This is a genomic window from Marinomonas transparens (assembly GCF_016463975.1).
Taxonomy (GTDB): Bacteria; Pseudomonadota; Gammaproteobacteria; order Pseudomonadales; family Marinomonadaceae; genus Marinomonas; species Marinomonas transparens.
Genome location: NZ_JAEMNX010000002.1, coordinates 145,446 through 168,125, shown reverse-complemented (window position 1 = coordinate 168,125; position 22,680 = coordinate 145,446). Strand labels below are relative to the sequence as shown.

Annotated in this window: 24 protein-coding genes; 10 read left to right on the top strand and 14 right to left on the bottom strand. The window is 43.2% G+C overall.

Annotated features, from left to right (window positions below; translation table 11 throughout):
* Positions 1-30 precede the first annotated feature (30 nt).
* From I8J31_RS03205 to I8J31_RS03180, 6 genes are all read right to left on the bottom strand, one after another.
* Entirely contained in the window at positions 31-2,250 is a 2,220-nt protein-coding gene (locus I8J31_RS03205) for an NADP-dependent isocitrate dehydrogenase (RefSeq protein ID WP_199466856.1), read from the bottom strand.
* 255 nt (positions 2,251-2,505) lie between these two features.
* On the bottom strand, positions 2,506-3,135 hold the full coding sequence (gene hflD / locus I8J31_RS03200; protein WP_199466855.1) for a high frequency lysogenization protein HflD: 630 nt from the start codon (positions 3,133-3,135) through the stop codon (positions 2,506-2,508).
* 18 nt (positions 3,136-3,153) lie between these two features.
* Positions 3,154-4,275 carry a tRNA 2-thiouridine(34) synthase MnmA gene (gene mnmA / locus I8J31_RS03195; protein WP_199466854.1) on the bottom strand — a complete coding sequence of 374 codons (1,122 nt, stop codon included), beginning with the start codon at positions 4,273-4,275 and terminating at the stop codon, positions 3,154-3,156.
* A gap of 93 nt (positions 4,276-4,368) precedes the next feature.
* Positions 4,369-4,773 (bottom strand): NUDIX domain-containing protein, encoded by a 405-nt coding sequence (locus I8J31_RS03190; RefSeq protein ID WP_199466853.1) that lies wholly within the window; start codon positions 4,771-4,773, stop codon positions 4,369-4,371.
* Complete coding sequence (locus I8J31_RS03185; RefSeq protein ID WP_199466852.1) at positions 4,709-5,437, bottom strand: pseudouridine synthase; 729 nt, start codon at positions 5,435-5,437, stop codon at positions 4,709-4,711. The genes I8J31_RS03190 and I8J31_RS03185 overlap by 65 nt, the downstream gene beginning before the upstream one ends.
* Positions 5,438-5,564: 127 nt before the next feature.
* Entirely contained in the window at positions 5,565-5,825 is a 261-nt protein-coding gene (locus I8J31_RS03180; RefSeq protein ID WP_199466851.1) for a cold shock domain-containing protein, read from the bottom strand.
* A gap of 312 nt (positions 5,826-6,137) precedes the next feature.
* Between I8J31_RS03180 and clpS the strand changes: the two genes are divergently transcribed.
* Positions 6,138-6,485: an ATP-dependent Clp protease adapter ClpS gene (gene clpS / locus I8J31_RS03175; RefSeq protein WP_199466850.1), complete on the top strand. Its 348-nt coding sequence runs from the start codon at positions 6,138-6,140 to the stop codon at positions 6,483-6,485.
* Between the two features lie 21 nt (positions 6,486-6,506).
* On the top strand, positions 6,507-8,765 hold the full coding sequence (gene clpA / locus I8J31_RS03170; RefSeq protein ID WP_199466849.1) for an ATP-dependent Clp protease ATP-binding subunit ClpA: 2,259 nt from the start codon (positions 6,507-6,509) through the stop codon (positions 8,763-8,765).
* 103 nt (positions 8,766-8,868) lie between these two features.
* Here clpA and infA read toward each other — a convergent pair whose 3' ends face one another.
* Entirely contained in the window at positions 8,869-9,087 is a 219-nt protein-coding gene (gene infA, locus I8J31_RS03165) for a translation initiation factor IF-1 (RefSeq protein WP_012070936.1), read from the bottom strand.
* A gap of 226 nt (positions 9,088-9,313) precedes the next feature.
* Positions 9,314-10,051 (bottom strand): leucyl/phenylalanyl-tRNA--protein transferase, encoded by a 738-nt coding sequence (gene aat, locus I8J31_RS03160; protein ID WP_199466848.1) that lies wholly within the window; start codon positions 10,049-10,051, stop codon positions 9,314-9,316.
* 560 nt (positions 10,052-10,611) lie between these two features.
* Between aat and I8J31_RS03155 the strand changes: the two genes are divergently transcribed.
* From I8J31_RS03155 to cobA, 7 genes are all read left to right on the top strand, one after another.
* Positions 10,612-11,547, top strand: a complete 936-nt coding sequence (locus tag I8J31_RS03155) for a hypothetical protein (RefSeq protein ID WP_199466847.1) — start codon at positions 10,612-10,614, stop codon at positions 11,545-11,547.
* A gap of 149 nt (positions 11,548-11,696) precedes the next feature.
* Positions 11,697-14,360, top strand: a complete 2,664-nt coding sequence (locus I8J31_RS03150; protein WP_199466846.1) for a DNA translocase FtsK — start codon at positions 11,697-11,699, stop codon at positions 14,358-14,360.
* 30 nt (positions 14,361-14,390) lie between these two features.
* Positions 14,391-15,020, top strand: a complete 630-nt coding sequence (gene lolA, locus I8J31_RS03145; protein WP_199466845.1) for an outer membrane lipoprotein periplasmic chaperone LolA — start codon at positions 14,391-14,393, stop codon at positions 15,018-15,020.
* Positions 15,020-16,393, top strand: a complete 1,374-nt coding sequence (locus tag I8J31_RS03140) for a replication-associated recombination protein A (RefSeq protein ID WP_199467100.1) — start codon at positions 15,020-15,022, stop codon at positions 16,391-16,393. The genes lolA and I8J31_RS03140 overlap by 1 nt, the downstream gene beginning before the upstream one ends.
* Positions 16,394-16,404: 11 nt before the next feature.
* Positions 16,405-16,776 carry a fluoride efflux transporter CrcB gene (crcB, locus tag I8J31_RS03135; protein ID WP_199466844.1) on the top strand — a complete coding sequence of 124 codons (372 nt, stop codon included), beginning with the start codon at positions 16,405-16,407 and terminating at the stop codon, positions 16,774-16,776.
* A 57-nt stretch (positions 16,777-16,833) separates the two neighbouring features.
* Complete coding sequence (serS, locus tag I8J31_RS03130; protein ID WP_199466843.1) at positions 16,834-18,135, top strand: serine--tRNA ligase; 1,302 nt, start codon at positions 16,834-16,836, stop codon at positions 18,133-18,135.
* An 80-nt stretch (positions 18,136-18,215) separates the two neighbouring features.
* The gene (cobA, locus tag I8J31_RS03125; protein WP_199466842.1) at positions 18,216-18,959 is read left to right on the top strand and encodes a uroporphyrinogen-III C-methyltransferase; all 744 of its coding nucleotides are present in this window, start codon (positions 18,216-18,218) and stop codon (positions 18,957-18,959) included.
* A 69-nt stretch (positions 18,960-19,028) separates the two neighbouring features.
* Here cobA and I8J31_RS03120 read toward each other — a convergent pair whose 3' ends face one another.
* The 6 genes from I8J31_RS03120 to hpf form a co-directional block, all read right to left on the bottom strand.
* Complete coding sequence (locus tag I8J31_RS03120) at positions 19,029-19,352, bottom strand: TusE/DsrC/DsvC family sulfur relay protein (protein WP_199466841.1); 324 nt, start codon at positions 19,350-19,352, stop codon at positions 19,029-19,031.
* A gap of 5 nt (positions 19,353-19,357) precedes the next feature.
* Positions 19,358-19,642 (bottom strand): DsrH/TusB family sulfur metabolism protein, encoded by a 285-nt coding sequence (locus I8J31_RS03115; protein ID WP_199466840.1) that lies wholly within the window; start codon positions 19,640-19,642, stop codon positions 19,358-19,360.
* Between the two features lie 2 nt (positions 19,643-19,644).
* The gene (locus I8J31_RS03110) at positions 19,645-19,989 is read right to left on the bottom strand and encodes a DsrE family protein (RefSeq protein WP_199466839.1); all 345 of its coding nucleotides are present in this window, start codon (positions 19,987-19,989) and stop codon (positions 19,645-19,647) included.
* 4 nt (positions 19,990-19,993) lie between these two features.
* The gene (gene tusD, locus I8J31_RS03105; protein ID WP_199466838.1) at positions 19,994-20,386 is read right to left on the bottom strand and encodes a sulfurtransferase complex subunit TusD; all 393 of its coding nucleotides are present in this window, start codon (positions 20,384-20,386) and stop codon (positions 19,994-19,996) included.
* Positions 20,387-20,487: 101 nt separating this feature from the next.
* Positions 20,488-21,144, bottom strand: coding sequence for a Bax inhibitor-1/YccA family protein (locus tag I8J31_RS03100; protein WP_199466837.1), 657 nt, complete (start codon positions 21,142-21,144; stop codon positions 20,488-20,490).
* A gap of 141 nt (positions 21,145-21,285) precedes the next feature.
* Positions 21,286-21,600, bottom strand: coding sequence for a ribosome hibernation-promoting factor, HPF/YfiA family (hpf, locus tag I8J31_RS03095; RefSeq protein WP_199466836.1), 315 nt, complete (start codon positions 21,598-21,600; stop codon positions 21,286-21,288).
* Positions 21,601-21,845: 245 nt separating this feature from the next.
* Between hpf and I8J31_RS03090 the strand changes: the two genes are divergently transcribed.
* The gene (locus tag I8J31_RS03090) at positions 21,846-22,670 is read left to right on the top strand and encodes a DnaT-like ssDNA-binding domain-containing protein (RefSeq protein WP_199466835.1); all 825 of its coding nucleotides are present in this window, start codon (positions 21,846-21,848) and stop codon (positions 22,668-22,670) included.
* The last annotated feature ends 10 nt before the right edge of the window (positions 22,671-22,680 follow it).

Sequence of the window (22,680 nt, the reverse complement as noted above, 5' to 3'; positions counted from 1 at the left end):
TGGGCTTGGTATTATTTAGATCTTTTAGCCTTATAGGGAAGCCAACACCTGGTTGAAGGTATTGCTTGGGCGCATGATCTTAGTCACTTCTTCAAGGTTGATGTTGTAGTAACCAGATAGGCCAGCAGGTTTGCCTTGCACTTCAGTCAGTTCCGCGATAATGGCCGCTTCTTTTGCTGTTAGCTCTTTTGCTAATGATGCAAATTGAGTGGCAAGCTCTGCATTTTCTGTTTGCGCGGCAAGTTCTTGAGCCCAATACATAGCAAGGTAGAAATGGCTGCCACGGTTGTCGATTTCGCCTGTTTTACGTGAAGGCGACTTGTTGGTGTCTAAAAGCTTACCTGTTGCTTTATCTAGGCATTTAGCAAGTACGATGGCTTTCTCATTGTTATGCTTGATACCCAGCTCTTCAAAGGACACGGCTACGGCCAAGAATTCTCCTAGAGAGTCCCAACGAAGGTGGTTTTCTTCCATTAGTTGTTGAACATGCTTAGGAGCAGAGCCACCCGCGCCAGTTTCGTACATACCACCGCCTTGAAGCATTGGAACGATAGAAAGCATTTTCGCGGATGTCCCTAATTCCATGATAGGGAATAAATCGGTTAAGTAGTCGCGTAGTACGTTACCTGTTACCGAGATAGTGTCTTGGCCGCGAATGATGCGTTCCATAGAGAAACGTATTGCTTCGTTGTAAGACATGATGCGAATGTCTAGACCGTTGATGTCGTGCTCTTTTAGGTAGGTTTCCACTTTTTTGCGAAGTTCGTTGTCATGGGCACGTTCTTCGTCTAGCCAGAATACGGCTGGAGTATCAGATTGACGAGCACGAGTAACGCCTAGCTTAACCCAGTCGCGGATTGGAGCATCTTTAGTTTGGCAAGCACGCCAGATGTCACCTTTTTCAACATTGTGTTGCATAAGGACATTGCCTTTTGCGTCAACAATACGCATTACGCCGTCAGCTTGCATTTCAAATGTTTTGTCGTGAGAACCATATTCTTCTGCTTTTTGAGCCATCAAGCCAACGTTTGGTACTGTACCCATGGTAACCGGATCGAACGCGCCATTGGTTTTACAGAAGTTGATGGTTTCTTGGTAAATGCGAGCATAAGTACTTTCTGGCATAACGGCTTTTGCGTCATGTGCTTTACCATCACGGCCCCACATTTTACCAGAGTTACGTATCATCGCAGGCATAGAGGCATCAACAATGACATCACTTGGTACGTGTAGGTTAGTGATGCCCTTATCAGAATCAACCATGGCTAGTTCTGGACGAGTTTCGTAGCAAGCTTCGATGGCTTGTTTGATTTCTGCTTGTTGCGCTTCAGGTAGTGTTTTGATCTTGTCGTAAACGCTGCCTAGACCGTTGTTTGGATTAACGCCGATGTCGTTGAAGAGTTCGCCGTATTTTTCAAATACGTCTTTGTAGAAAACCGTTACCGCGTGGCCGAAAACGATTGGGTGAGAGACTTTCATCATGGTTGCTTTAACGTGTAAAGACCACATGATGTTATTTTCTTTGGCGTCTTGTAGTGACTCTTCAAAGAAGGCGCGTAGCTTCTTGCAACTGATATTCATGCTGTCTAGCACTTCACCAGCAATAAGAGGAAGTGATTTTTTCACTTCAACAGAGCCGTCTTTGCCAACAAACTCAATGCTAACGGTTTGATCTGAGTCCATTGTTACGGATTGCTCAGAAGAGAAGAAATCGCCGTCGCGCATATAATCGGCATGAGACGTGGATGTTTTGCTCCATTTACCCATAGAGTGTGGGTTTTTGCGAGCGAAGCCTTTGACCGCAGCTGGTGCGCGGCGGTCAGAGTTGCCTTGACGTAGAACTGGGTTTACAGCACTACCGAGGATTTTTGAATAACGCGCTTGGGCGTCTTTTTCGGCATCGCTTTGTGCGTTTTCTGGGTAGGCTGGAATGTCGAAGCCTTGGCTTTGTAATTCTTTAATAGCGGCGTTTAGCTGTGGTAAAGAAGCACTGATATTAGGTAGCTTAACGATGTTTGCTTTAGGGTCTGCGGTTAGTTCACCTAGAAACTTCAGCCCATCTTCAACTTTTTGATCGCTAGGAAGGAGGTCAGAAAAGGCAGAAAGAATACGGCCAGCAAGAGAGATATCGGTTAGCTTTAGTTCGATATCGGCTTCTTTCGCGAAAGCGCCAAAGATAGGAAGTAAAGATGCAGTCGCCAGTGCCGGTGCTTCATCGGTCAGCGTGTAATAAATGGTTTGCTTTGACATGTAATTCCCCTAACATTTCAGGCGATATCGCCTATTGGATCGAAGGTGACTTTTGGTCGCCATTCCTTTAATTAACAGATTAAAATTTTGGCCATCATACTACCTAAAAAAAAGCCATAGATACATTGGCTCAAGATATACTCAAGATTGATGTTAGTTATTCGTAGTAGAGAGATATTCTATCTACTTTCCTTTTGCTAGCATCTGCCTGTTTTTATTTAGTCAAAAAGGCCATCGGCCTTTTCTATATGCGTTTTAATTACGTGATTCTAAAGCGTGTAATAAGGCTTTTCGTTTAAAAATCAAATGCCAGCGTTTTCCGCCAAGCTGACGCCATAACATGGCTGCCCGTATGCCAGACATCAAAATGCTACGAACTTGGTTGGCAATATAAGGCTGTTGTAGGAAGCGGCTATCGCCATGAACCTGAATGCGAAAAGGCAATTTGCTTAAGGTGTCTTGGTACATACCTGAAATGGATGCAATCATGTTTTCGTGTAACACGCTGTCGTAATGGTCTTTCTTTTGTTCAACTTGAGTGATCTTTTGACCTATAGCCGACAGCATTTGTGGCGCTTTGGATAGCTTGTTTTCTAGGTGAATCATACTCAGTGCGTAGCGCAAGGTATCAGGGTTGACGCTGTTTCTGTCTTTTCCCAAGGCTTGGCGAGAAATGCGTCGTCCTAAAGCGAGTTTGGTTTGGCAGTCCCACTGGCCGCCATAGATGTCTTCTGTCGAAGGGGCGCTTAGTACTAAGATGCTTTCAATTAAGGGCTGTAGACTTTCATTGTCAACTTTGCCTGTTTTTGCTAGCACAGCGACGAGTTCAGCCGCTTGAAATACTGCGGATAAGGCAATGGTTTGCTCTTTTTCTCGACTACTCACGTGACTATTCTCAATAAATTATTTGTTAAAGGCCAGATTGATAATACCGCCGCCGAGGCAAATGTCATCCAGGTAAAAAACCACAGATTGTCCCGGTGTGATGGCTCGTTGTGGCTCGACAAAAGCGACTTCTATGCGACCGTCTTCTAACTCTGAAAGAGTGCAATCTTGATCTGCTTGCCGGTAGCGGCACTTGGCTTTACAAGTTAGCGGCAGTGTTGGTTTAGAGCGAGCCACCCAGTCAAAATTATCAGCAATTAAGTGTGTTTTGAATAGGGATTCGTGTTGTCCGCCTTGTGTCACCACAAGTACGTTGCGATCAAGGTCTTTTTCTACCACGTACCATGGATCATCAGAATACTTTGCTAAGCCTCCGATGCCCAAGCCCTGACGCTGGCCAATAGTGTGGTACATAAGCCCATGGTGGCGCGCAATTTTGTCACCTTCAAGGGTTTCGATGTCGCCGGGTTGGGCGGGTAAATACTGTTCTAGAAAGTCTTTAAAGCGACGTTCGCCAATAAAGCAGATGCCGGTGCTGTCTTTTTTGTTGTGTGTAATAAGCTTGAACTCTTCAGCAAGACGTCGTACTTCAGGCTTTTCTAACTCGCCGACTGGAAATAAGGTTTTGGCAATTTCGTCTTTGCCGACAGCGTATAAAAAGTAACTTTGATCCTTGTTGCTGTCTAAGCCTTTTAGCAGAAGTGGTTCGTCATCTCGTTCGCCGCGCCGTACATAATGACCGGTGGCAATATAATCTGCTCCTAGAGCTAAGGCATATTCCAAGAAGGCTTTAAATTTGATTTCTTTGTTGCAGAGAATGTCTGGATTTGGGGTTCTGCCTGCCTTGTATTCTTCTAGGAAATGCTCGAAAACATTATCCCAATATTCTGATGCGAAATTAGCTGTGTGTAGTTTAATCCCTAATGTATCTGATACGGCTTGGGCATCCGCAAGGTCGTCTTTTGCTGTGCAGTATTCTGTGCCGTCGTCTTCGTCCCAGTTTTTCATGAACAGGCCTTCGACTTGATAACCCTGTTGCATTAAAAGGAGTGCGGAAACGGAGGAGTCAACACCGCCAGACATGCCAACAATGACTTTTTTCGTGCTCTTTGCGTTATCGGCAATAGGGTGTTCGTTCATGACCTGTAATTACTCATGGTAGTAAGTACTCTTCGCAAGTACTTGTAAAACGAAGAGGCGGTGCCTCGGGTAAAATTTATGGCAGCTATAGTATCACTTTCTTGTCTCTGACACAGGTTGTAGAAACTGATCAGATAGAAACGCCAAAGGTATAATGGGGTTGTTGAGTGAATCTTCAATGCAGGCTTTAATCAATGGGCTGCGATGGGGTAAGGAAAGTATCTCTTCATAGCTTAACCAATGGCTGGATTCGATATCGGAATCAAGCTCTTGGCTTGCTTCTGTGATGGGGTCGCATAAGAAGCACAAACGATGATAGGTGTCGGCGCCCTCAAAAGGTGTGAAGGAATAGAAGCCAAGTAAACCAATAGGTTTTACTAACCAGCCGGACTCTTCTAGCGTTTCTCGAATAACAGCGTCAATGGCGCTTTCGTTATTTTCTATGTGCCCTGCTGGCTGGTTTAGTACCAGTTGCCCGTCTTGCCACTCCTTTACCATGAGGTATTGTGTTTCTTTGAGGTCCAGATTGTCTTTTTTCACTAGGGCGGCGACGGTTAGGTGAGGGAGCCTTACCCTTTCTTTGTTGTTCAAAATGCTTTACCTCTTTTTCTAATTCTTCGGTCGGGTCAATGTGCTTCCATTCGCCTAATTTAATGTCTTCTAGGGAATAAGGGCCAATGGCATAGCGTATGAGCCTGAGTGTAGGGAAGCCAACCGCGGCCGTCATTCTACGTACCTGACGGTTTTTGCCTTCTTTAATTTGTAATGAAAGCCAGCTGGTAGGAATGCTTTCTCGGAATCGTACTGGCGGTGTTCTCTGCCATATTTCTGGCTCTGGCATGCGTTCGGCTTGCGCGGGTTTAGTCAGTCCATCTTTTAATTCAACCCCCTGCCTTAATTGATCAAGCGCTTCTTCGGAGATGTTGCCTTCTACTTGCACCCAATAGGTTTTGGGCAATTTAAAATCCGGCGAAGCGATAATATGTTGCAGTGAACCTTGATTGGTCAGTAGCAGAAGGCCTTCTGAATCAAAATCTAACCTTCCAGCAGGGTAAAAATCAGGGGCCTGAATATAATTTGCAAGCGTGGTCTTATCATCTTGTTCAGAAAATTGGCTCAAGACTCGAAAAGGTTTGTTGAATATAAGTAGCGATGAGGGCATGAGAGCAACGTATCGGCATGGAGTAATAGACAAAAGTTAAAGAGACAACAGGGCTGCCTCTTTAATTTCGATAAGGGCCTTAAGATACCAAACTCAGTCTATGATAGCGATATGAGGTCGCTTTTTATTATGCTGGCTGAGCTTCTTTAGGTGCGTCGCCTGTGGTGTTTGACGATACACTTTCTGCATCTGGTGTGATCTCTGTTGCGTGAAGTCCTCGGTTGCCTGGCTCGACATTAAAGGTAACGGATTGACCTGCTTTTAGCGTTTTATAGCCTTCCACATTGATTGCTGAGTAGTGGATGAATAGATCTTCATCAAATTCCTCAGAAATTATAAAGCCATAGCCTTTCGCATTATTAAACCACTTCACGGATCCATTATGCATGAGTCACTCCTTATTCACTCAATTGTTAAAAATAGGTTGTTTATTGCCTTAAGTTTTTACTTCTCACTAAAGCGTTAGTACTCTTGTTTAAAATAGATAGCGCATTAGCTTGCTAAATAGGTTCAAATTGTTAGTGGTAATTCAATGCTAGAATTTGTTCAATAAACATTGGTTGCACATTTTAATCCTAATTATGAGCGTAGAAGCCCTTTAGGAATTTGTAAAATCCAAATGGTATGTGTAAGCGTATATAAGTGGTAATAAGCTAAATTTGGCTAATTATGTGAAAAAATGTAGCCTCAGAGGCATGGGATGATTGTAAATCAACAAATTAGACTAACATCAGAAGATGAGCAGCACGGGCACTCAAGCATCGCGATTGCTCCAGAAGAAACAGAATTAAAACCACCATCCATGTATCAGGTGGTATTGTTTAATGATGACTATACGCCAATGGATTTTGTCGTATTTATTCTCCAACGTTTTTTTTCTATGGATGGAGAGAAGGCTAATCAGGTAATGTTAGAAGTACATACAAAAGGGAAGGGCGTTTGTGGTGTTTACCCTTTTGATATTGCTGAAACCAAAGTGGCAATGGTACAACAGTTCGTAGAACAGAATGAGCACCCCTTAATGTGCGACCTACAAAAAGTCGACTGAATTCAGAGTGAGGGCATAGCAATGTTAGATAAAGAACTAGAACAAACCCTGAATACTGCTTTTAAAGCGGCGCGTGACAAGCGCCATGAATTCATGACAGTGGAGCATTTGTTATTAGCTCTTGTTGAAAATGCCGCTGCATCCGGTGTATTAACCGCTTGCGGCGTCAGCCTAGATATACTCAGTAAAGAGCTTGAAGAGTTTGTGGACAGTACCACGCCACTTATTCCTGATAACGATGAAGAGCGAGAAGTGCAGCCAACATTGGGCTTTCAGCGGGTGCTGCAGCGTGCTGTATTTCATGTGCAATCCTCAGGGAAACGTGAAGTAACGGGCGCTAATGTGCTTGTTGCTATCTTTAGCGAGCAAGAAAGCCAAGCGGTTTATTTATTGAAGCGTCATGGTGTGGCTCGTATCGATGTGGTGAATTATGTTGCCCATGGTATTTCCAAATTGGGTGATGCTTCTTCTAAAGAGTCAGATCAAGAAGAAGATGAAGCAGAAGACACTGCCGCAGCGCCACTGCAAAAATTTGCGACTAACCTAAATGAAGAGGCGAAAGCGGGCAAAATAGATAAATTAATTGGTCGTGAGTACGAAGTGGAGCGAGTGATTCAAACCCTTTCTCGCCGCCGTAAGAATAATCCTTTGCTGGTCGGTGAGTCTGGCGTTGGTAAAACTGCGATTGCTGAAGGTTTGGCGAAGCGCATTGTTGATGGCCATGTGCCAGATGTTATTGCGAACGGAGTGGTTTATTCGTTAGATTTAGGTGCTTTGCTCGCCGGAACAAAGTATCGAGGGGATTTTGAGAAACGCCTGAAGCAACTATTAGGGGATTTGAAAAAATTGCCTAATGCGATTCTGTTTATCGACGAAATTCATACCATTATTGGTGCCGGTGCGGCGTCTGGTGGGGTGATGGATGCCTCTAATTTGCTAAAACCTGTATTGAGCTCTGGTGGTATCCGTTGTATTGGTTCGACGACATTCCAAGAATTTCGTGGCGTATTTGAAAAAGACCATGCTTTAGCGCGTCGTTTTCAAAAAATCGATGTGAATGAGCCGAGTGTTGATGATACCTACCAAATACTAAAAGGCATTATTGGTGCTTTTGAGGATCATCACCAGATTAAGTATGAAGAGCCTGCGCTTTTGGCGGCAGCGGAGCTTGCTCAGCGCTATGTGACGGATCGTCATATGCCAGATAAAGCGATTGATGTGGTTGATGAAGCTGGGGCGTATCAGCGTTTGCAGCCAGCCGACAAGCGTAAGGATGTGATTACGGTTGCAGATATTGAAGATATTGTATCGAAAATTGCTCGTGTTCCTGTGAAAGCAGTGAACTCAGATGATCGCCAAGTGTTATCAAATTTAGAACGTAACCTTAAAATGGTGGTGTTTGGGCAAGATAAAGCCATTGACTCTTTGTCTTCTGCTATTAAATTGTCCCGTGCGGGCCTGAAAGCCGAGCAGAAGCCGATTGGTTCTTTCTTGATGGCAGGACCAACAGGGGTCGGTAAAACCGAAGTGACCCGTCAACTGGCTAAACAGCTGGGTGTCGAGTTGATTCGCTTTGATATGTCTGAATATATGGAGCGTCATGCGGTATCAAGATTGATTGGTGCGCCACCGGGGTATGTGGGCTTCGATCAAGGTGGATTATTGACAGAGGCGGTGACTAAGAACCCTCATAGTGTGGTGTTGCTCGATGAAATCGAAAAAGCACATCCGGAAGTCTTTAACTTGCTCTTGCAGGTTATGGATCACGGGACTTTAACCGATAACAATGGTCGTAAAGCGGACTTCCGTAATATTATCTTGGTAATGACCTCCAATGCTGGGGCGGAAGAGCTAGCGAAGCGCTCGATTGGTTTCTCTAGTCAAGATAACTCGACTGATGGCATGGAAATCATCAACCGAACTTTTACACCAGAATTTAGAAACCGTCTCGATGCTGTGATTCAATTCCAGCAACTTGATGAACGCATTATCTTTAATGTGGTGGATAAGTTCTTGGTTGAGCTGCAGGCGCAATTGGATCCTAAAGGCGTCTTGCTAGAGGTGTCTGATACGGCTCGTGGCTGGTTGGCTAACAAGGGGTATGATAGACAAATGGGCGCGCGCCCCATGGCTAGGGTTATTCAAGAGCATCTTAAGAAACCGTTAGCCGATCAGATTTTGTTTGGTGATCTCAACGAAGGTGGGCATGTTAAAGTGACGCTGGATGAAAAGAGTGACGAGCTGAAATTTGATGTGATTAAAGAAGCGGTCGTACATTAAATTTATGATTTAAGTGGTATTGCTAATATAAAAAAACCGGACATTGTCCGGTTTTTTTATATTTTTATTTCAAGTTTCTTACTCTAAAGAGCCTTAAAAGATACTAGCGAGCACGGTAAACAATGCGGCCTTTAGAAAGGTCGTATGGTGTTAACTCTACTTTTACTTTATCGCCAGTCAAAATACGGATGTAGTTTTTGCGCATTTTTCCAGAGATATGAGCAATTACAACGTGTCCGTTTTCTAATTCGACACGGAACATGGTATTAGGCAACGTATCAATGATAGTGCCCTCCATTTCTAAGCCTTCTTCTTTTGCCACAATGGTGTCCTATGGTGTTAACTTAATATTTAGTAGACGCCGACCACGCTATATATTCGGAGGTCTACAGACGAAGAGAAAGTGGTTCTCTTTAAGTCAATTGAGCGCTAGATTTCTAAGTTATGATGGAGAATCTAGCGACGTCTGAATTTTGATCGAACATATTCTGCCTAAAAACACAGCATAAGGCAAACTTAGTTGTTGTTTAATCGAGTTTATTGATTCGTTAAATACACTGTTTTTGGGTTGTGTCACTCATACGTATCAAATGTTCGTTCTTTTCTGTGCTAGGAATCAATGCCTCTAATGAACTGATGAAGTCATTTCTAGGCATAAGGCTGGCACCTAGAGTCATTAAATGCTCGGATTCTACTTGGCAATCTATCAACTCTATTTCGCAACTTCTCGCTATGCTACAGAAGGTTTTTAACGCAATTTTTGATGCGTTAGGTTGCAGTGAAAACATGGATTCGCCAAAGAACATTTTTCCCATGGCTATGCCATAAAAACCACCAACGAGTGCTTCATTCAGCCAAACTTCTATCGAATGGGCGTAACCTAATGTATTTAAATTTTTATAGGCGTTTTGAATGTCGCTTGATATCCAAGTGCCTTCTTTATCCGCTCGTAATTCAGAGCAATAGCCAATGACAAGATCGAATTCCTGATTGACGGTAAAAGTCCAAGGTTGTTTTTTTAGACTTTTTTTGAGCGATTTGGATGTATGAAATTGTTCCGGTTTTAAGGTGCATCTGAGCTCAGGATGCCACCATAAAATAGGGTCTGGATCGCTATACCAAGGGAAAAAACCCTTGCTGTAGAGGTGAATTAATCTAGCAGATGATAGATCGCCACCTATTGCAGACAATCCTTCAGGGTCTTTTAATGCTTTATTTGGGGTGGGGGTATCGTAGGGCGATTCTGATAATAGTATCAATTCGTTATCTGTAGTCTCGACCGACATAGGTAATCCATTTCGCTGCGTTTGATTTGGCTATTATAAAATTTTATAGCGATAAGCGCACTTAACCGATGATTTTTATAGATAAAGCTAAAGTATTTTTATGTGGGCCCGATAGTCAGATTAAGGAAAAATAAATATCAGTGATACTTTTTTCTGACATAATAGAGTGCTATGTTTAGGTGAATGTGCACTAATAGATTAAGAATTTAGGTTGAAAAAGAGTGATTAGGTCGTTTTTTATCCAGAAAACAACCTAAAATGAAAAAAAAGCGAAAAAAAAACCAAAAAAGTGCACTGAGTGCTTGACCCGTAAAGGAAAACTTGGTTTTAATCGATGCAGTCCTAAAGACTAATTCAAAACATAATTGAATAATCTGTTGGGAACTAAAGATGATTTGCTTTTTTGTTGGCTATCATGTTTTTTTGAGAGTTGTCACAAAAGTGAAACTGATCGGTTTTAATATGCATGACTCGTTGATTTAAAAACGTTTCTTGTATTGGTTAAAAGCGTATCAATAGGTCTACAAGGCCATTAAATATAATATAAAGGGGAATCTTGAATGAAAGCGATTAAACTTGCTTCTGTGTTTGCGGTAACTGCTGTTGCAGCTGCTGTGTCTTCAACTACTTTTGCTGCTGAAGGTGTATTTTCTGGTAACGCTGGCATCGAGTATGTAGCAGTAGATAATGGAAATAATGATTTAAGTGGTACTAATGAAGGTGAAGTTGAAATTAATGTAGATACTGGTGTTGTATTTGCTGAAATTGAAATTGCAACTTCTGGTGGCGATGAAGGTACTAAAATCGGCATGGAAAAACTCTATGTTAAACAAGGTGCTTTATCTTTTGGTCGATTTGATGGCACAGTAGCAACTGGTTCATTCATGGGTATGGATGAAATTTGGGGTGGTGTCGATCTTAGGACTGCAGGTGATACTGATAACACTGGTATTCGTTATAAAGTTACCCCAGAATTGACAGTAGCTATTGAAGCAACAGAAAGTATTAGTGCAAAAGCTGCTGGGTTTAAGTTCGATGAAGAAACAGGTTCTACTCCTACTGCTGCTGTCGAAGCTCAAGATTCTGATATCGGTGCTGCAATTTCTTATGTGCAAGACTTTGGTGGTTTTAAAGCGGGTATCTCTGGAGGTTCTGTTGGTGATGCAAATGCAGTCAACCTTGGTCTTCAAGCGGATGCAGGCCCAGCGACTCTATCTTTAAACTATGGTAGTGGTGCAACTGGTTTGACTGGTGCAACTGATGTTGAGAGAATGACTGTTTCTGTCGCACTTGCTGCAACTGATGCATTGACTCTTACTCTTGAGTATTCTCAAGATATGGAGACTGATGGTGAGCCATCAGCGACTTATTTTGTTGGTGAATATGTATCTGGTGATTTAACTTACTATGTGAAGAATTATGCGGGTGATACTTCTGCCCCTACAGTTGATGCAGGTAGTGAGCGTACAATCGTTGGTGTAAAAGCTAACTTCTAAGACCTTCTTTTATAAAAGAAGTCTTTCTTGGTTAATGCGAAAGCCAACCCTTTGGGTTGGCTTTTTTTATGGTAAGCTTATGGGCTTGTGGCCACTTTATAAAGTAGAGCATAAATTCATTTTGATTGGCATAAATAGGAAGGCGTGTTTTGGCGGAAGACGTGAGTGAGTCTGTACGATCACCAATTTGGAATATGTTTGCCAAGCAAGCGGTATTCATTACTGCATTATTGTTGTTATGTTTTTTTGGGTTGGCGACCTATACCTATAGCCCTGATGACGCTGGTTGGTTTTATTCTGGCAGTGGTGGCGCTATTCAGAATTCCATGGGGCCGATTGGGGCAACCATTGCTGATTTAACTTCGGGCTTTTTTGGTTCTTTATTCTATTCTTTGCCTCCTCTGTTCTTTTGGGTTGTCATTATTCTATGGCGCAATCCTCATTCTTTGTTACCCATTAATAATACCTTTCTCTGTATTGTCGGTAGTTTGCTTTATTTGTCGTTTGGTTCCGTGCTGTGCTTTTTACATACCGTGGGCGAACCTTCATTACCGTACGGGACTGGCGGTATTTTGGGTCATTCGCTTGGCACATTGTTGTATAAATTTATTGGTTATGATGGCGCTACTCTAGTCAGTTTAGCCTTCGTGATTTTAGCCTTTACTTTATTGTCTCAACTGCATTGGCTGAACTTAACGGATCGCCTAGGTGAAGCGGTATTTAAGTTCCTTGAACTTGTTCGCAGTAAATGGTTAAAGAGCCGAGAGACAAAAGCCCGTGGTCATAAGGTCATTGAGAATGAGCTTTTTGTAGAGCCTGAAGTGCCTGCGATAGTTCGTAACAAAAGAAAAGCGAAAGAAGAGGCGGCTGTAACAGAAGAAAAGCGTGATGATGCTGCAATTCAAAATGATGGACAACTAGAAAAAGAAAATAAAGAAGAGAAAAAATCGAGGTTTGCATTGCCTTCATTCTTTTCGAAGCCCAAAGAGGTGCGATCAGAGGAACCTAGGTTTGGATTTGTTGAAGGGCCAGATCTTGATGCTTTAGACGACTTTTCAATAGATGAAGAGGTGGACTTTGACGATACACTCTATATAGAAGAGCCGTGGGATGATAAAGGCACTGATCAGCCTAATATGATAGATCCTGAGTCGGCTACGGCTTTGCTTAATGGTGAAGCATTTGGAGAGGGTATAGAAAATAGAGATGCAGCAGCTGCGCCTGAAGCGGATAAAGGCCATAAGCCAGCCTTTCGTACCTTATCTGAAGCCAAGCAACTAGATACCCTTGCTGGCGTTTCTCCTGATGAAGAAGTAAGCGCAGCAGAGAAAAAATACTCCCTTCCAGACCGTTCTGTACTCACAAAGCCTAAACCTAAGCAAGGTGGTTATTCTGAAGATGAATTACTGGCTTTGTCTGATTTGTTGGAAATACGATTACAGGACTTTGGCGTAAAAGCGGAAGTGGTCGAGGTTAATCCTGGCCCTGTTATTACTCGTTTTGAAATACAGCCAGCTCCCGGGGTTAAAGTCTCTCGAATTACTAATTTGGCAAAAGATTTAGCGCGCTCTTTGAGTGTGATGAGTGTGCGTGTGGTAGAGGTGATTGCGGGTAAATCGACAATAGGCATAGAAATACCGAATCAGATTCGAGATACCGTCTATTTCTCCGAAGTCATAAACTGCGATATGTATGATAAAGCGTCTTCACCGCTGACCTTATCTCTTGGGCATGATATTTCTGGTGAACCAGTGGTCGTGGATCTCGCCAAAATGCCCCATGTGTTAGTCGCAGGTACCACAGGGTCAGGTAAGTCGGTGGGTGTGAATGCGATGATTTTAAGTATGCTGCTGAAATCCACGCCGGACGAAGTGCGTATGATCATGGTTGATCCTAAGATGCTTGAGTTATCTATCTACGAAGGCATTCCTCATCTTTTAACGCCTGTTATTACCGACATGAAAGACGCCGCGAATGGTTTGCGCTGGTCAGTGGATGAAATGGAACGCCGCTATAAACTGATGTCTAAGTTAGGTGTTCGTAATATCGCTGGCTATAACAACAAAGTGCGTGATGCGATTGAAGCAGGTAAGCCAATTGAAGATCCATTATGGCAACCTGAAATGGCAATGTTCTCGGAAGATGGTGTGGCGAGAACCGTTCCACATTTAGAGCCTTTGCCTTATATCGTTATTGTTGTGGATGAGTTTGCTGACATGATGATGATAGTCGGTAAAAAGGTGGAAGAGTTAATCGCCCGTATCGCACAAAAGGCGCGTGCGGCGGGTATACACTTGATTTTGGCGACTCAACGTCCTTCGGTTGATGTTATCACTGGCTTGATTAAAGCGAATATTCCAACGCGTATGGCGTTCCAAGTCTCATCGAAAATCGATTCTCGTACGATTTTGGATCAAGGTGGCGCGGACCAATTACTAGGAATGGGCGATATGCTGTATTTGCCTGCAGGTTTACCGACGCCTATTCGAGTGCATGGTGCTTTTGTTTCTGATGAAGAAGTGCATGCCGTGGTAGAGGAATGGAAGCAAAGGGGTGAGCCGGCCTATATTAATGATGTTGTCGTGAACCCTGAAGACTTAATGACAGGCGATGACAGTGAAGACAAAGATGCACTCTATGATGAAGCCGTAAAGATTGTCCTAGAAACACGTAAAGCTTCTATATCGTCTGTTCAGCGTCGCCTTAAAATAGGCTACAACAGGGCTGCAAATCTTGTTGAGGCAATGGAAGCGGCAGGTTTAGTTGGTCCCATGGGGACGAACGGTCAGCGAGAAATTTTAATCCCAGAATAAATCGTAAGAGTAGTGGTTTTTTGGAGCGGTATGTTGATAAATAAATGTTTAGGTTTTTTTCTGATTGCATTGGCTGGGTTGCAGTTGAACATTGCTCAGGCAGCTGATGAGACGGCTGCAAGCTTAGAAAATCTACTGGAAATGAACCGTAATATCGAAGGCGAGTTTCGTCAGGTGACTTATGACGAGCAGGGTAAGCAAATTCAGGTGAGTGAGGGCGTGTTTTTATTGGCTAAGCCTAATCAATTTGTATGGGATAGTATTTCCCCTTATCCACAACGCATTATTTCCGATGGTACAACGATTACCGTTTGGGACATAGATTTAGAGCAGGCAACGAAGAAACCTCTGTCTGGTGCGGTAGGTCATTCCCCTGCTGCGTTATTGGGGCAACCTGCTGCAGAAGTGTTACCCCATTATGATGTGACGAGTCTGGGTACGGAGAAGTTTCGTTTACAGCCTAAGGAAGACGAAGACCTATTTCAAACCCTGACCCTTTCTTTTACAGATGAAGCTATTAGTGCCATGAGTATTCTTGATTCGTTGGGTCAGACAACGGTGATTGAGTTTAGAAAAGTTGAACCTCACGATGGCGTGTCTAAGTCAAACTTCACGCTAGATTTACCCGCGGATGTGGATGTGATTGTAGAAGGGCAATGATGAAGGACCTGTTTTCAGATGAAGCAAATGGTGCCTATCAGCCCCTAGCTGCTCGGATGCGACCGACTAAGCTTGATGATTACATTGGTCAGTCTCACTTAGTTGGACCGGGTAAACCGTTACGCAGAATGGTGGAAACAGGTCACTGTCACTCATTTATTCTTTGGGGACCTCCCGGAGTTGGAAAAACCACCTTTGCCCAGTTACTTTCCCATGCATTAGATGCGCAATTTATTGAGATCTCGGCGGTCATGTCTGGGGTAAAAGAAATTCGCGCGGCGGTGGATCAAGCAAAGCAACTGCGCATGATGAATGGTACCCAAACCGTTTTGTTTGTCGATGAAGTGCATCGTTTTAATAAATCCCAGCAAGATGCTTTTTTACCTTTTATTGAAGACGGTACTTTTTTGTTTATTGGTGCTACCACGGAAAACCCTGCTTTTGAATTGAATTCTGCTTTATTGTCTAGGGCGCGTGTTTATCGATTAAAAACGCCAACGGTAGAAGAGGTTCAACTTGTTTTAGTTCGCGCCCTTGAGAATAAAGAAAAGGGTATGGCAGGTCATGGCTTGCAAATTTCTGAGTATCATTTGTCTGTCTTAGCTCAAGCTTCGGATGGGGATATTCGCCGCGGTTTGAATTTTTTAGAAATCTTGTCTGATTTGGTTGAACCTAATAGTCAAGTTACCCAAGAGCAGCTAGAAGATGTATTGGGCGGCAGTGTACGTCGCTTTGATAGAAAAGGGGATGTCTTCTACGATCAAATTTCGGCTTTTCATAAGTCGGTACGCGGCTCCTCTCCAGATGGCGCCTTATACTGGATGGCTCGTATGCTCGACGGTGGTTGTGACCCCTTATATATTGCACGACGCTTATTGGCGATTGCTTCTGAAGATATTGGTAATGCCGACCCTAGGGCCTTACAAGTAGGGTTAAATGCATGGGACGTGTTTGAACGGGTGGGGCCCGGTGAAGGTAATCGAGCCATTGCGCAAGCTACACTTTATATGGCCTGTGCGCCAAAGAGCAATGCGGTTTATCAAGCCTTTAATCAGGCAATGTCGGATGTTGCAGCGCAACCTAGCTATGAAGTGCCCAATCATTTACGTAACGCACCAACGTCTTTGGCAAAGAGCATGGGGCACGGGGATGAATACCGTTATGCTCACAATGAAGAAAATGCTTACGCCGCAGGTGAAAATTATTTGCCCGAAGAGCTGGCTGAAATGCGTTATTATCAACCAACGGATCGTGGATTAGAGAAAAAAATTGGTGATAAATTAGCTTGGTTGGAAGAGTTGGACGAACAAAGCACGAGACAGCGCTATTCATATTTATTCAATAATCATCCGTTGTCAGAAGATGAGCAGTAAAGGGGGCGTTGATGTTTTATTTTATGGTTGCCTTTGGTGGGGCGGTTGGTGCGCTAAGTCGTTATGGTATGACGCGCTGGATTAACTCCTATTGGCATTACCATTTTCCATTTGCCACTATGGTTATCAATGTCTTAGGCTGTTTCTTAATGGGTATTGCCTTTGTCATTATTGGCGAGAAAATGCAGTCTCTTGAACCTTATCGGCCTTTGGTTATGGTCGGCTTTTTAGGTGCTTTTACGACTTTTTCTACCTTTTCTTTAGAAATTATCTCGCTTATTAATATGCAGGCTTGGCTAAGTGCCATAAGCTATTTATTATTGAGCTGTGTGCTTGGTGTTGTCGGTGTTGCGTTGGGGATTTTTTTGGCGCGTTATTTTTAGGCCTCAGGCTTTATTTTTTAGATTTATTATTTTTTGTTAGAGGGCTTTGTTGCACCCATGTTAGATATTAAAGCGCTACGCGCTGACCCAGAAGCCATTGCGGCCTTGCTTAAGAAAAAAGGCTATGAGCTGGATGTGGCGACGTTTTCGTCTTTAGAAGAACGTCGTAAATTGATTCAGGTAGAAACAGAGCAGCTACAGCAGTCCCGTAATTCTGTCTCCAAAGAAATTGGTCAGGCGATGAAGTCTGGCGATAAAGACAAAGCGGCTGAGTTGAAAGCGCAAACGGCAACCTTGGGCGATGATCTTGATGCGGCTAAAGTGCAGCTGGCAGAGGTTCAAGAAGAGTTAGAAGGTTTACTAGAAGGTATTCCTAATATTCCCCATGAGTCTGTTCCTGTTGGTGTTTCTGAAGAGGATAATGTTGAAATTCGTCGTTGGGGTGAAGCTAAGCCGTTTTCTTTTAAAGCAAAAGATCATGTGGACTTGGGTGAAGACCTAGCGTTGCTTGATTTTGAAGCGGCGGTAAAAATTACTGGTTCTCGCTTTGCCGTATTGCGTGCGGATTTAGCTCGTCTACATCGTGCCTTGACTCAATTTATGATCAATACCCATGCTGATGAACACGGTTACTCAGAAGTGTACGTGCCTTATTTGGTCAATGCCCATTCTTTAAAAGGAACGGGGCAGTTACCTAAGTTTGAAGCGGATCTTTTTAAAGTGCCTGTGGATAAAGAAAGCGGTAATAATGACCTTTATTTGATTCCCACCGCAGAAGTGCCTGTTACCAACTTGGTGCGCGATGAAATTCTAAATGATGCGGATTTACATCAAAAGTTTGTTGCTCATACGCCTTGTTTCCGAAGTGAAGCGGGCAGTTATGGTCGTGACACCCGTGGTATGATACGTCAGCATCAATTTGAGAAAGTGGAATTGGTGCATGTGTGTCGTCCGGATCGCTCTGAAGCCGTACTAGAAGAACTGGTTGGTCATGCCGAAGCGATTTTACAAAAGCTTGAACTTCCATACCGTACTGTCATCTTGTGTGGTGGCGACCTCGGCTTCTCTGCCCATAAGACCTATGACATTGAAGTCTGGTTGCCGGGTCAGGGTAAATACCGTGAGATCTCTTCTTGTTCAAATATGTGTGACTTCCAAGCGCGTCGTATGCAAGCTCGCTGGCGTAACCCTGAAACAGGTCGTCCAGAATTGGCTCATACTTTGAACGGTTCAGGTTTAGCGGTTGGTCGAACCCTCGTTGCTGTTTTGGAAAACTATCAAAATGAAGACGGTAGCGTGACGATCCCAGATGTTTTACAGCCTTATATGGACGGTAAAAAAGTATTGAGAAAAGCATAGATTAATATGTATTGATAATAAAAAAAGCCTCTTGGTCGAGGCTTTTTTTATGTAATTAGAGTGGTGTGGGTAGAGGAAGTATGACGGGCAAGGTCTATTTGGTTGGCGGGGGTCCAGGTGACCCAGAACTATTAACGTTGAAAGCCCATCGACTTTTAACGTCGGCAGATGTGGTTTTATACGATCGTTTGGTAGGCAAAGATATTATTGCTTTGATACCGGAAACAGCTGAAAAAATGTATGTGGGCAAGGCTAAGTCGTTGCATAGTTTGCCGCAAGGTGAGATCAACAGCTTGCTGGCCGAGAAGGCTAAAGAAGGCAAGATGGTGGTTCGCTTAAAAGGCGGAGATCCTTTTATTTTTGGACGTGGTGGCGAAGAGCTGGAAGAGCTTGTCGAAGAAGGTGTGCCATTTGAAGTGGTGCCCGGTGTAACGGCGGCGGCGGGGTGTGCTGCTTATGCTGGTATTCCTTTAACTCATCGAGATTATGCTCAATCTGTGCGTTTTTTAACGGGCCATTTAAAAGATGGTACGACTGAGCTGCCTTGGGATGAGTTGGTGCACCCAGCACAAACCTTAGTGATTTATATGGGGCTGACTGGGCTAAAAGAAATCAGCCAGTCCTTGATTCGCTTTGGTATGAAACCTTCCATGCCTGTGGCAGTGGTGGAAAAAGGGACTACGGATGAGCAGAGAGTGTTTACTTCTACTATTCGAGACATCTTTTCTGTGGCAGAGAATAATGAGGTTAAGTCGCCTGCGTTGTTGATTATTGGTGAAGTGGTTACTTTGCAGGATAAGCTTGAGTGGCATGGAAAACATTAGTTTCTCAGACTTATTATGAAATAAAAAAGGAGCCAAACAGGGCTCCTTTTTTATTGAGGTTTATTGGTTTTATAGGCAGTTAGCTGGTTTGGGTAGGCCAGCAATTTTCGCTGCAAGTTTTGGCGGACTTCCCGGAAATAATGTCATTAGATAAATACTTCGGCCTTTTTCTGGACCAAGCTTTTTACTCACTGCTTTTACTAATGGTCGCATGGCAGGAGAGACTTCGTATTCTTGATAGAAATCTCTGAGCAACAATATAATTTCCCAGTGTGCTTCTGTGAGCACGATATTTTCTTTCTCTGCTAAGTCTTCAGCGAGCTTGTTATTCCAATTATCTAGATCTAGTAAGTAACCTTCTTCATCTAGAATATCTTGTGAAATAGTTGTCATAGCTATTACCAACTGATGTTTGATTGAGCCGATAAGGTGATGTCTACCCATTCGCTGTCAGATAGGGCAGTTCCTATGGTCGGAGATAAACCATAGGCATCAGCATCACTTTGTAGATAGTAGAGAGAGACCTTTTTACTTTCAATCAAAGTGCGTAAATCATTTATATTATTGGTTCTTAAAATGCCGTCTTCAATGAGCAGAAGACTATCACCAGCTTGCAGACTATCTTGCCAGAGGCTCTCTAAATCGGATGAATAAGCGAGTTGATTGATCTGATGGAGTTGCATAATTAAAACCGAAAAACCTGTTGGTATTGTGAAAATAAAGCGTGCCACTCGGCTTCGTTAAGAGGCTTGGTTCCTTGCCAGTGTTGACTCTCGCCTACAGAAGAGGGGCTTTTAATATAGATGTTTTCAATGTCGTAAAACTCTAAGCCGTCTAAAAGTTTGTGGAGGTTTTTTCCGTGCTCGGCTGTTGGCAGCTGATTGTTGTTTAAGAGAGCTAAGGCGCTACCAGATAGGCAGAGGTCGACAGGTTGTTCAAAGGTCGCTAGCACTAGAGCAAGGTCAAGGCCTTCTTTGCAGCTTAGATTGGCATAGGGGCTGCTGTTAAGGTGAATTAGGGTGTGTTTCATTATTCTACCTAAACTGAATGACTTTTTGAGTAGTGTGTATTAGCTCAACCAAGGTGCCAAGGCCTTCTAATTGAAAGTTTTCCGCGAGTGAATGTTGCTTTAATTCGTAGCGACGACTTTCTTCTTCGCTAATGATGCCTCGTCTGACGGCCGCGGCAATGCACAAATACAAGGGGATGTTATGTTCTTGTGCAATGTCTTGCCAAGCTTGCAGCAGGTTGATTTCATCCCTTGGCGGCTGGGGGATTTGACTGCCAACTAATACAGCATCGCCATAAAAAAAGACGCCTTTTATGGCGTTTGGGTGTTTTTCTATGCAGGCCCTAATAAAGCGAAGCGCTGTATGACAGGCTTTGCTTTGGTAGGGAGATCCAGTGATTAGCAGTGTGTATTGCATTCCAAAGAAACCTTGTATTGCTATCAATGTCAGGTGGATTTTGACAAAGTTTACAGATAAAAAAGGCCGCAGTCTGCGGCCTTTTTTGTTGGCGCTAGGAATTAATCGTCGCTAGACATTCCCAATAGAGACAAAATACTTAGAAACATGTTGTACAGAGAAACATATAGGTTCACTGTTGCCATGATGTAGTTTGTTTCACCGCCACGCACGATTTGACTCGTTTGTAGCAAAATAATCGCCGCAGAGAAGAGTGCGAAGCCTGCTGAAATAAAGATTTGAAGAGCTGGCATTTGCACAAAAAAGCCAGCAATCACGGCAAATATGAGTACAAAGAAACCAACAGTAACGAATCCATTAAGGAAGCTAAAGTCTTTCTTTGAAATTAGAGCGTAGGCAGATAATCCCAGAAACGATAGGCCTGTGATGCCCAATGCGCTCATGATTAAGCTTCCGCCATTAGCCATGTTTAGGTACAGGCTTAAGATTGGGCCAAGGGTTAATCCCATAAAACCAGTCAGTGCGAAAACACAAAGAATGCCAGCAGAATTGTTTTTGCATTTGTGTGTTAAAAATAATAAACCATAGAAACCAACCAAGGTAATGAATAAACCTGGGTGTGGTAAGTTCATGGCCATGCTCACGCCTGCAGTGAAGGCGCTGAACAAGAGGGTTAGCGACAACAATCCGTAAGTATTGCGGAGTGTTTTATTAGCCGCTTGTGACGTGTGTGTCGACAGGGCTTCAGTATAACTCATGAGTATTACTCCTTAAGGGTTATGAACTTTTACTAAGAGTTAATATGCGGGTGAAAGTTCAAAAACTCAAGGTAGAATTTTATCTTAATTAGAAAAGAAACTTTAAAGCACCGAGTTTTGCTCGATGCTTTATTCGGTGGGCTAGGAAACAACGACGGGTTTGTGTGTTCCTGAGGTTTGTTTGGTTTTGTGTTTATCTATTTGCCGAGCGAGTTTATCAACCATGGAGTCTATGGCATGAAATAGTCTATCTTCAGAGGAGGCGGCAAATATTTCTTTGCCCGGAAGATGCAGTGTCGCTTCGGCTTTTTGGTTTTTACTGTCTTTTAACAAGGTTACATTTACAGAAGTTATCTGGTCTGTCAGTTTGGATACTTTAGTCAGTTTTTCGTTGATATGGTTTTTAATGGCAGGGGTGATATCGATATGGTGTCCAGTAATATTTGTAGTATGCATACAACTTTTCTCCTCAGTCAAGTTGGCTAGGTGTACCCAATTTGCTGTTGCAAATTAGGCCTCACCATTTCAGCATAGAAGTGAGTTTTTACTCTGTCAATTGAGAAAATGGTAACTGTCATTCAGATGTCATCTGCTTATGATTCGAGTGGCTTTTGTTATTGTTATCAAACTGGTGGAGAGGTACCGTGCTAATAGTTAAGGCTTTTGGTAGACTGTTAAGATAAACGTGCGAAGCGAGATTTATGTTAGATAACGATTATTCATTACCAATATCCTTTTCAATGGCAGCTCAAATCGGTCTAGAAGAAGCCGTGTTGCTGACTTTTTTAAAGCAGCAAGCCTACTTGCTTAATACCAGTGTTTTACAAGTCGAAATTAGTAAACTGAGCTCTCAATTGCCCTTTTGGACTGTTCCTATGGTAATGCGATTGATGGCGAACTTGCAGATTAGTCAATTGTTAGATTTTCAGCGTCAGGGTGATGTGTTAGAAATTCACTTATCTTCTAGCCAAATGGCGTCGGCTGAAAAGCCGGTGAAAGTCACTAAAGCTGTTCAGCAGGCTAGCATAATAGATGATCCTTTAATGAGCAAAATGGACCGTTTGCATCGTGAATCTAGGGCTAAATCGACAGAATTCACACCTCAGCCTAAAGCTTCGTCGTCAGCCCCTGTTGCTAGGCAATATAATGCACCGGCTGCGCCTCCAGTAGCGAATGATCGTCGTGGTGTAACCGATTTTGATTTATATCTTGAGCAAAAAGAGCGCTCTAGGCAACCTGACCAATGGCAACCAGAAGAGGCGACGTTAGAGCAAATAGTGCAGGCAGGAATTGCTCGTGATTTTGCGGTTGGTCTGCAGCCAGAATTTTTGCTGAGGATCAAAGAGCAGCGTAAAAATGTTCGCACTTGGAATAGTGAGTTTTTCAAATACGTAAAACGTCAGTGGCAATATAAACAATCGGATCGGTCTTCATATGAAGGAACCTCAGTCAGTTCAAAATTTAATAAAACCTCTAGAGAGGAAGTTAGCGACGCCCTCAGCAACATCCACGACACAGACTGGTGATCATCGGACG

What these genes read in the sequence shown, in the direction of transcription:
- I8J31_RS03205 (WP_199466856.1), bottom strand. Translation starts at nt 2,250, where the DNA reads ATGTCAAAGCAAACCATTTATTACACGCTGACCGATGAAGCACCGGCA.
- mnmA (WP_199466854.1), bottom strand. Translation starts at nt 4,275, where the DNA reads ATGAACGAACACCCTATTGCCGATAACGCAAAGAGCACGAAAAAAGTC.
- I8J31_RS03190 (WP_199466853.1), bottom strand. Translation starts at nt 4,773, where the DNA reads ATGGTAAAGGAGTGGCAAGACGGGCAACTGGTACTAAACCAGCCAGCA.
- I8J31_RS03185 (WP_199466852.1), bottom strand. Translation starts at nt 5,437, where the DNA reads ATGCCCTCATCGCTACTTATATTCAACAAACCTTTTCGAGTCTTGAGC.
- I8J31_RS03180 (WP_199466851.1), bottom strand. Translation starts at nt 5,825, where the DNA reads ATGCATAATGGATCCGTGAAGTGGTTTAATAATGCGAAAGGCTATGGC.
- clpS (WP_199466850.1), top strand. Translation starts at nt 6,138, where the DNA reads ATGATTGTAAATCAACAAATTAGACTAACATCAGAAGATGAGCAGCAC.
- clpA (WP_199466849.1), top strand. Translation starts at nt 6,507, where the DNA reads ATGTTAGATAAAGAACTAGAACAAACCCTGAATACTGCTTTTAAAGCG.
- aat (WP_199466848.1), bottom strand. Translation starts at nt 10,051, where the DNA reads ATGTCGGTCGAGACTACAGATAACGAATTGATACTATTATCAGAATCG.
- I8J31_RS03155 (WP_199466847.1), top strand. Translation starts at nt 10,612, where the DNA reads ATGAAAGCGATTAAACTTGCTTCTGTGTTTGCGGTAACTGCTGTTGCA.
- lolA (WP_199466845.1), top strand. Translation starts at nt 14,391, where the DNA reads ATGTTGATAAATAAATGTTTAGGTTTTTTTCTGATTGCATTGGCTGGG.
- I8J31_RS03140 (WP_199467100.1), top strand. Translation starts at nt 15,020, where the DNA reads ATGAAGGACCTGTTTTCAGATGAAGCAAATGGTGCCTATCAGCCCCTA.
- crcB (WP_199466844.1), top strand. Translation starts at nt 16,405, where the DNA reads ATGTTTTATTTTATGGTTGCCTTTGGTGGGGCGGTTGGTGCGCTAAGT.
- serS (WP_199466843.1), top strand. Translation starts at nt 16,834, where the DNA reads ATGTTAGATATTAAAGCGCTACGCGCTGACCCAGAAGCCATTGCGGCC.
- cobA (WP_199466842.1), top strand. Translation starts at nt 18,216, where the DNA reads ATGACGGGCAAGGTCTATTTGGTTGGCGGGGGTCCAGGTGACCCAGAA.
- I8J31_RS03120 (WP_199466841.1), bottom strand. Translation starts at nt 19,352, where the DNA reads ATGACAACTATTTCACAAGATATTCTAGATGAAGAAGGTTACTTACTA.
- I8J31_RS03115 (WP_199466840.1), bottom strand. Translation starts at nt 19,642, where the DNA reads ATGCAACTCCATCAGATCAATCAACTCGCTTATTCATCCGATTTAGAG.
- I8J31_RS03110 (WP_199466839.1), bottom strand. Translation starts at nt 19,989, where the DNA reads ATGAAACACACCCTAATTCACCTTAACAGCAGCCCCTATGCCAATCTA.
- tusD (WP_199466838.1), bottom strand. Translation starts at nt 20,386, where the DNA reads ATGCAATACACACTGCTAATCACTGGATCTCCCTACCAAAGCAAAGCC.
- I8J31_RS03100 (WP_199466837.1), bottom strand. Translation starts at nt 21,144, where the DNA reads ATGAGTTATACTGAAGCCCTGTCGACACACACGTCACAAGCGGCTAAT.
- hpf (WP_199466836.1), bottom strand. Translation starts at nt 21,600, where the DNA reads ATGCATACTACAAATATTACTGGACACCATATCGATATCACCCCTGCC.
- I8J31_RS03090 (WP_199466835.1), top strand. Translation starts at nt 21,846, where the DNA reads ATGTTAGATAACGATTATTCATTACCAATATCCTTTTCAATGGCAGCT.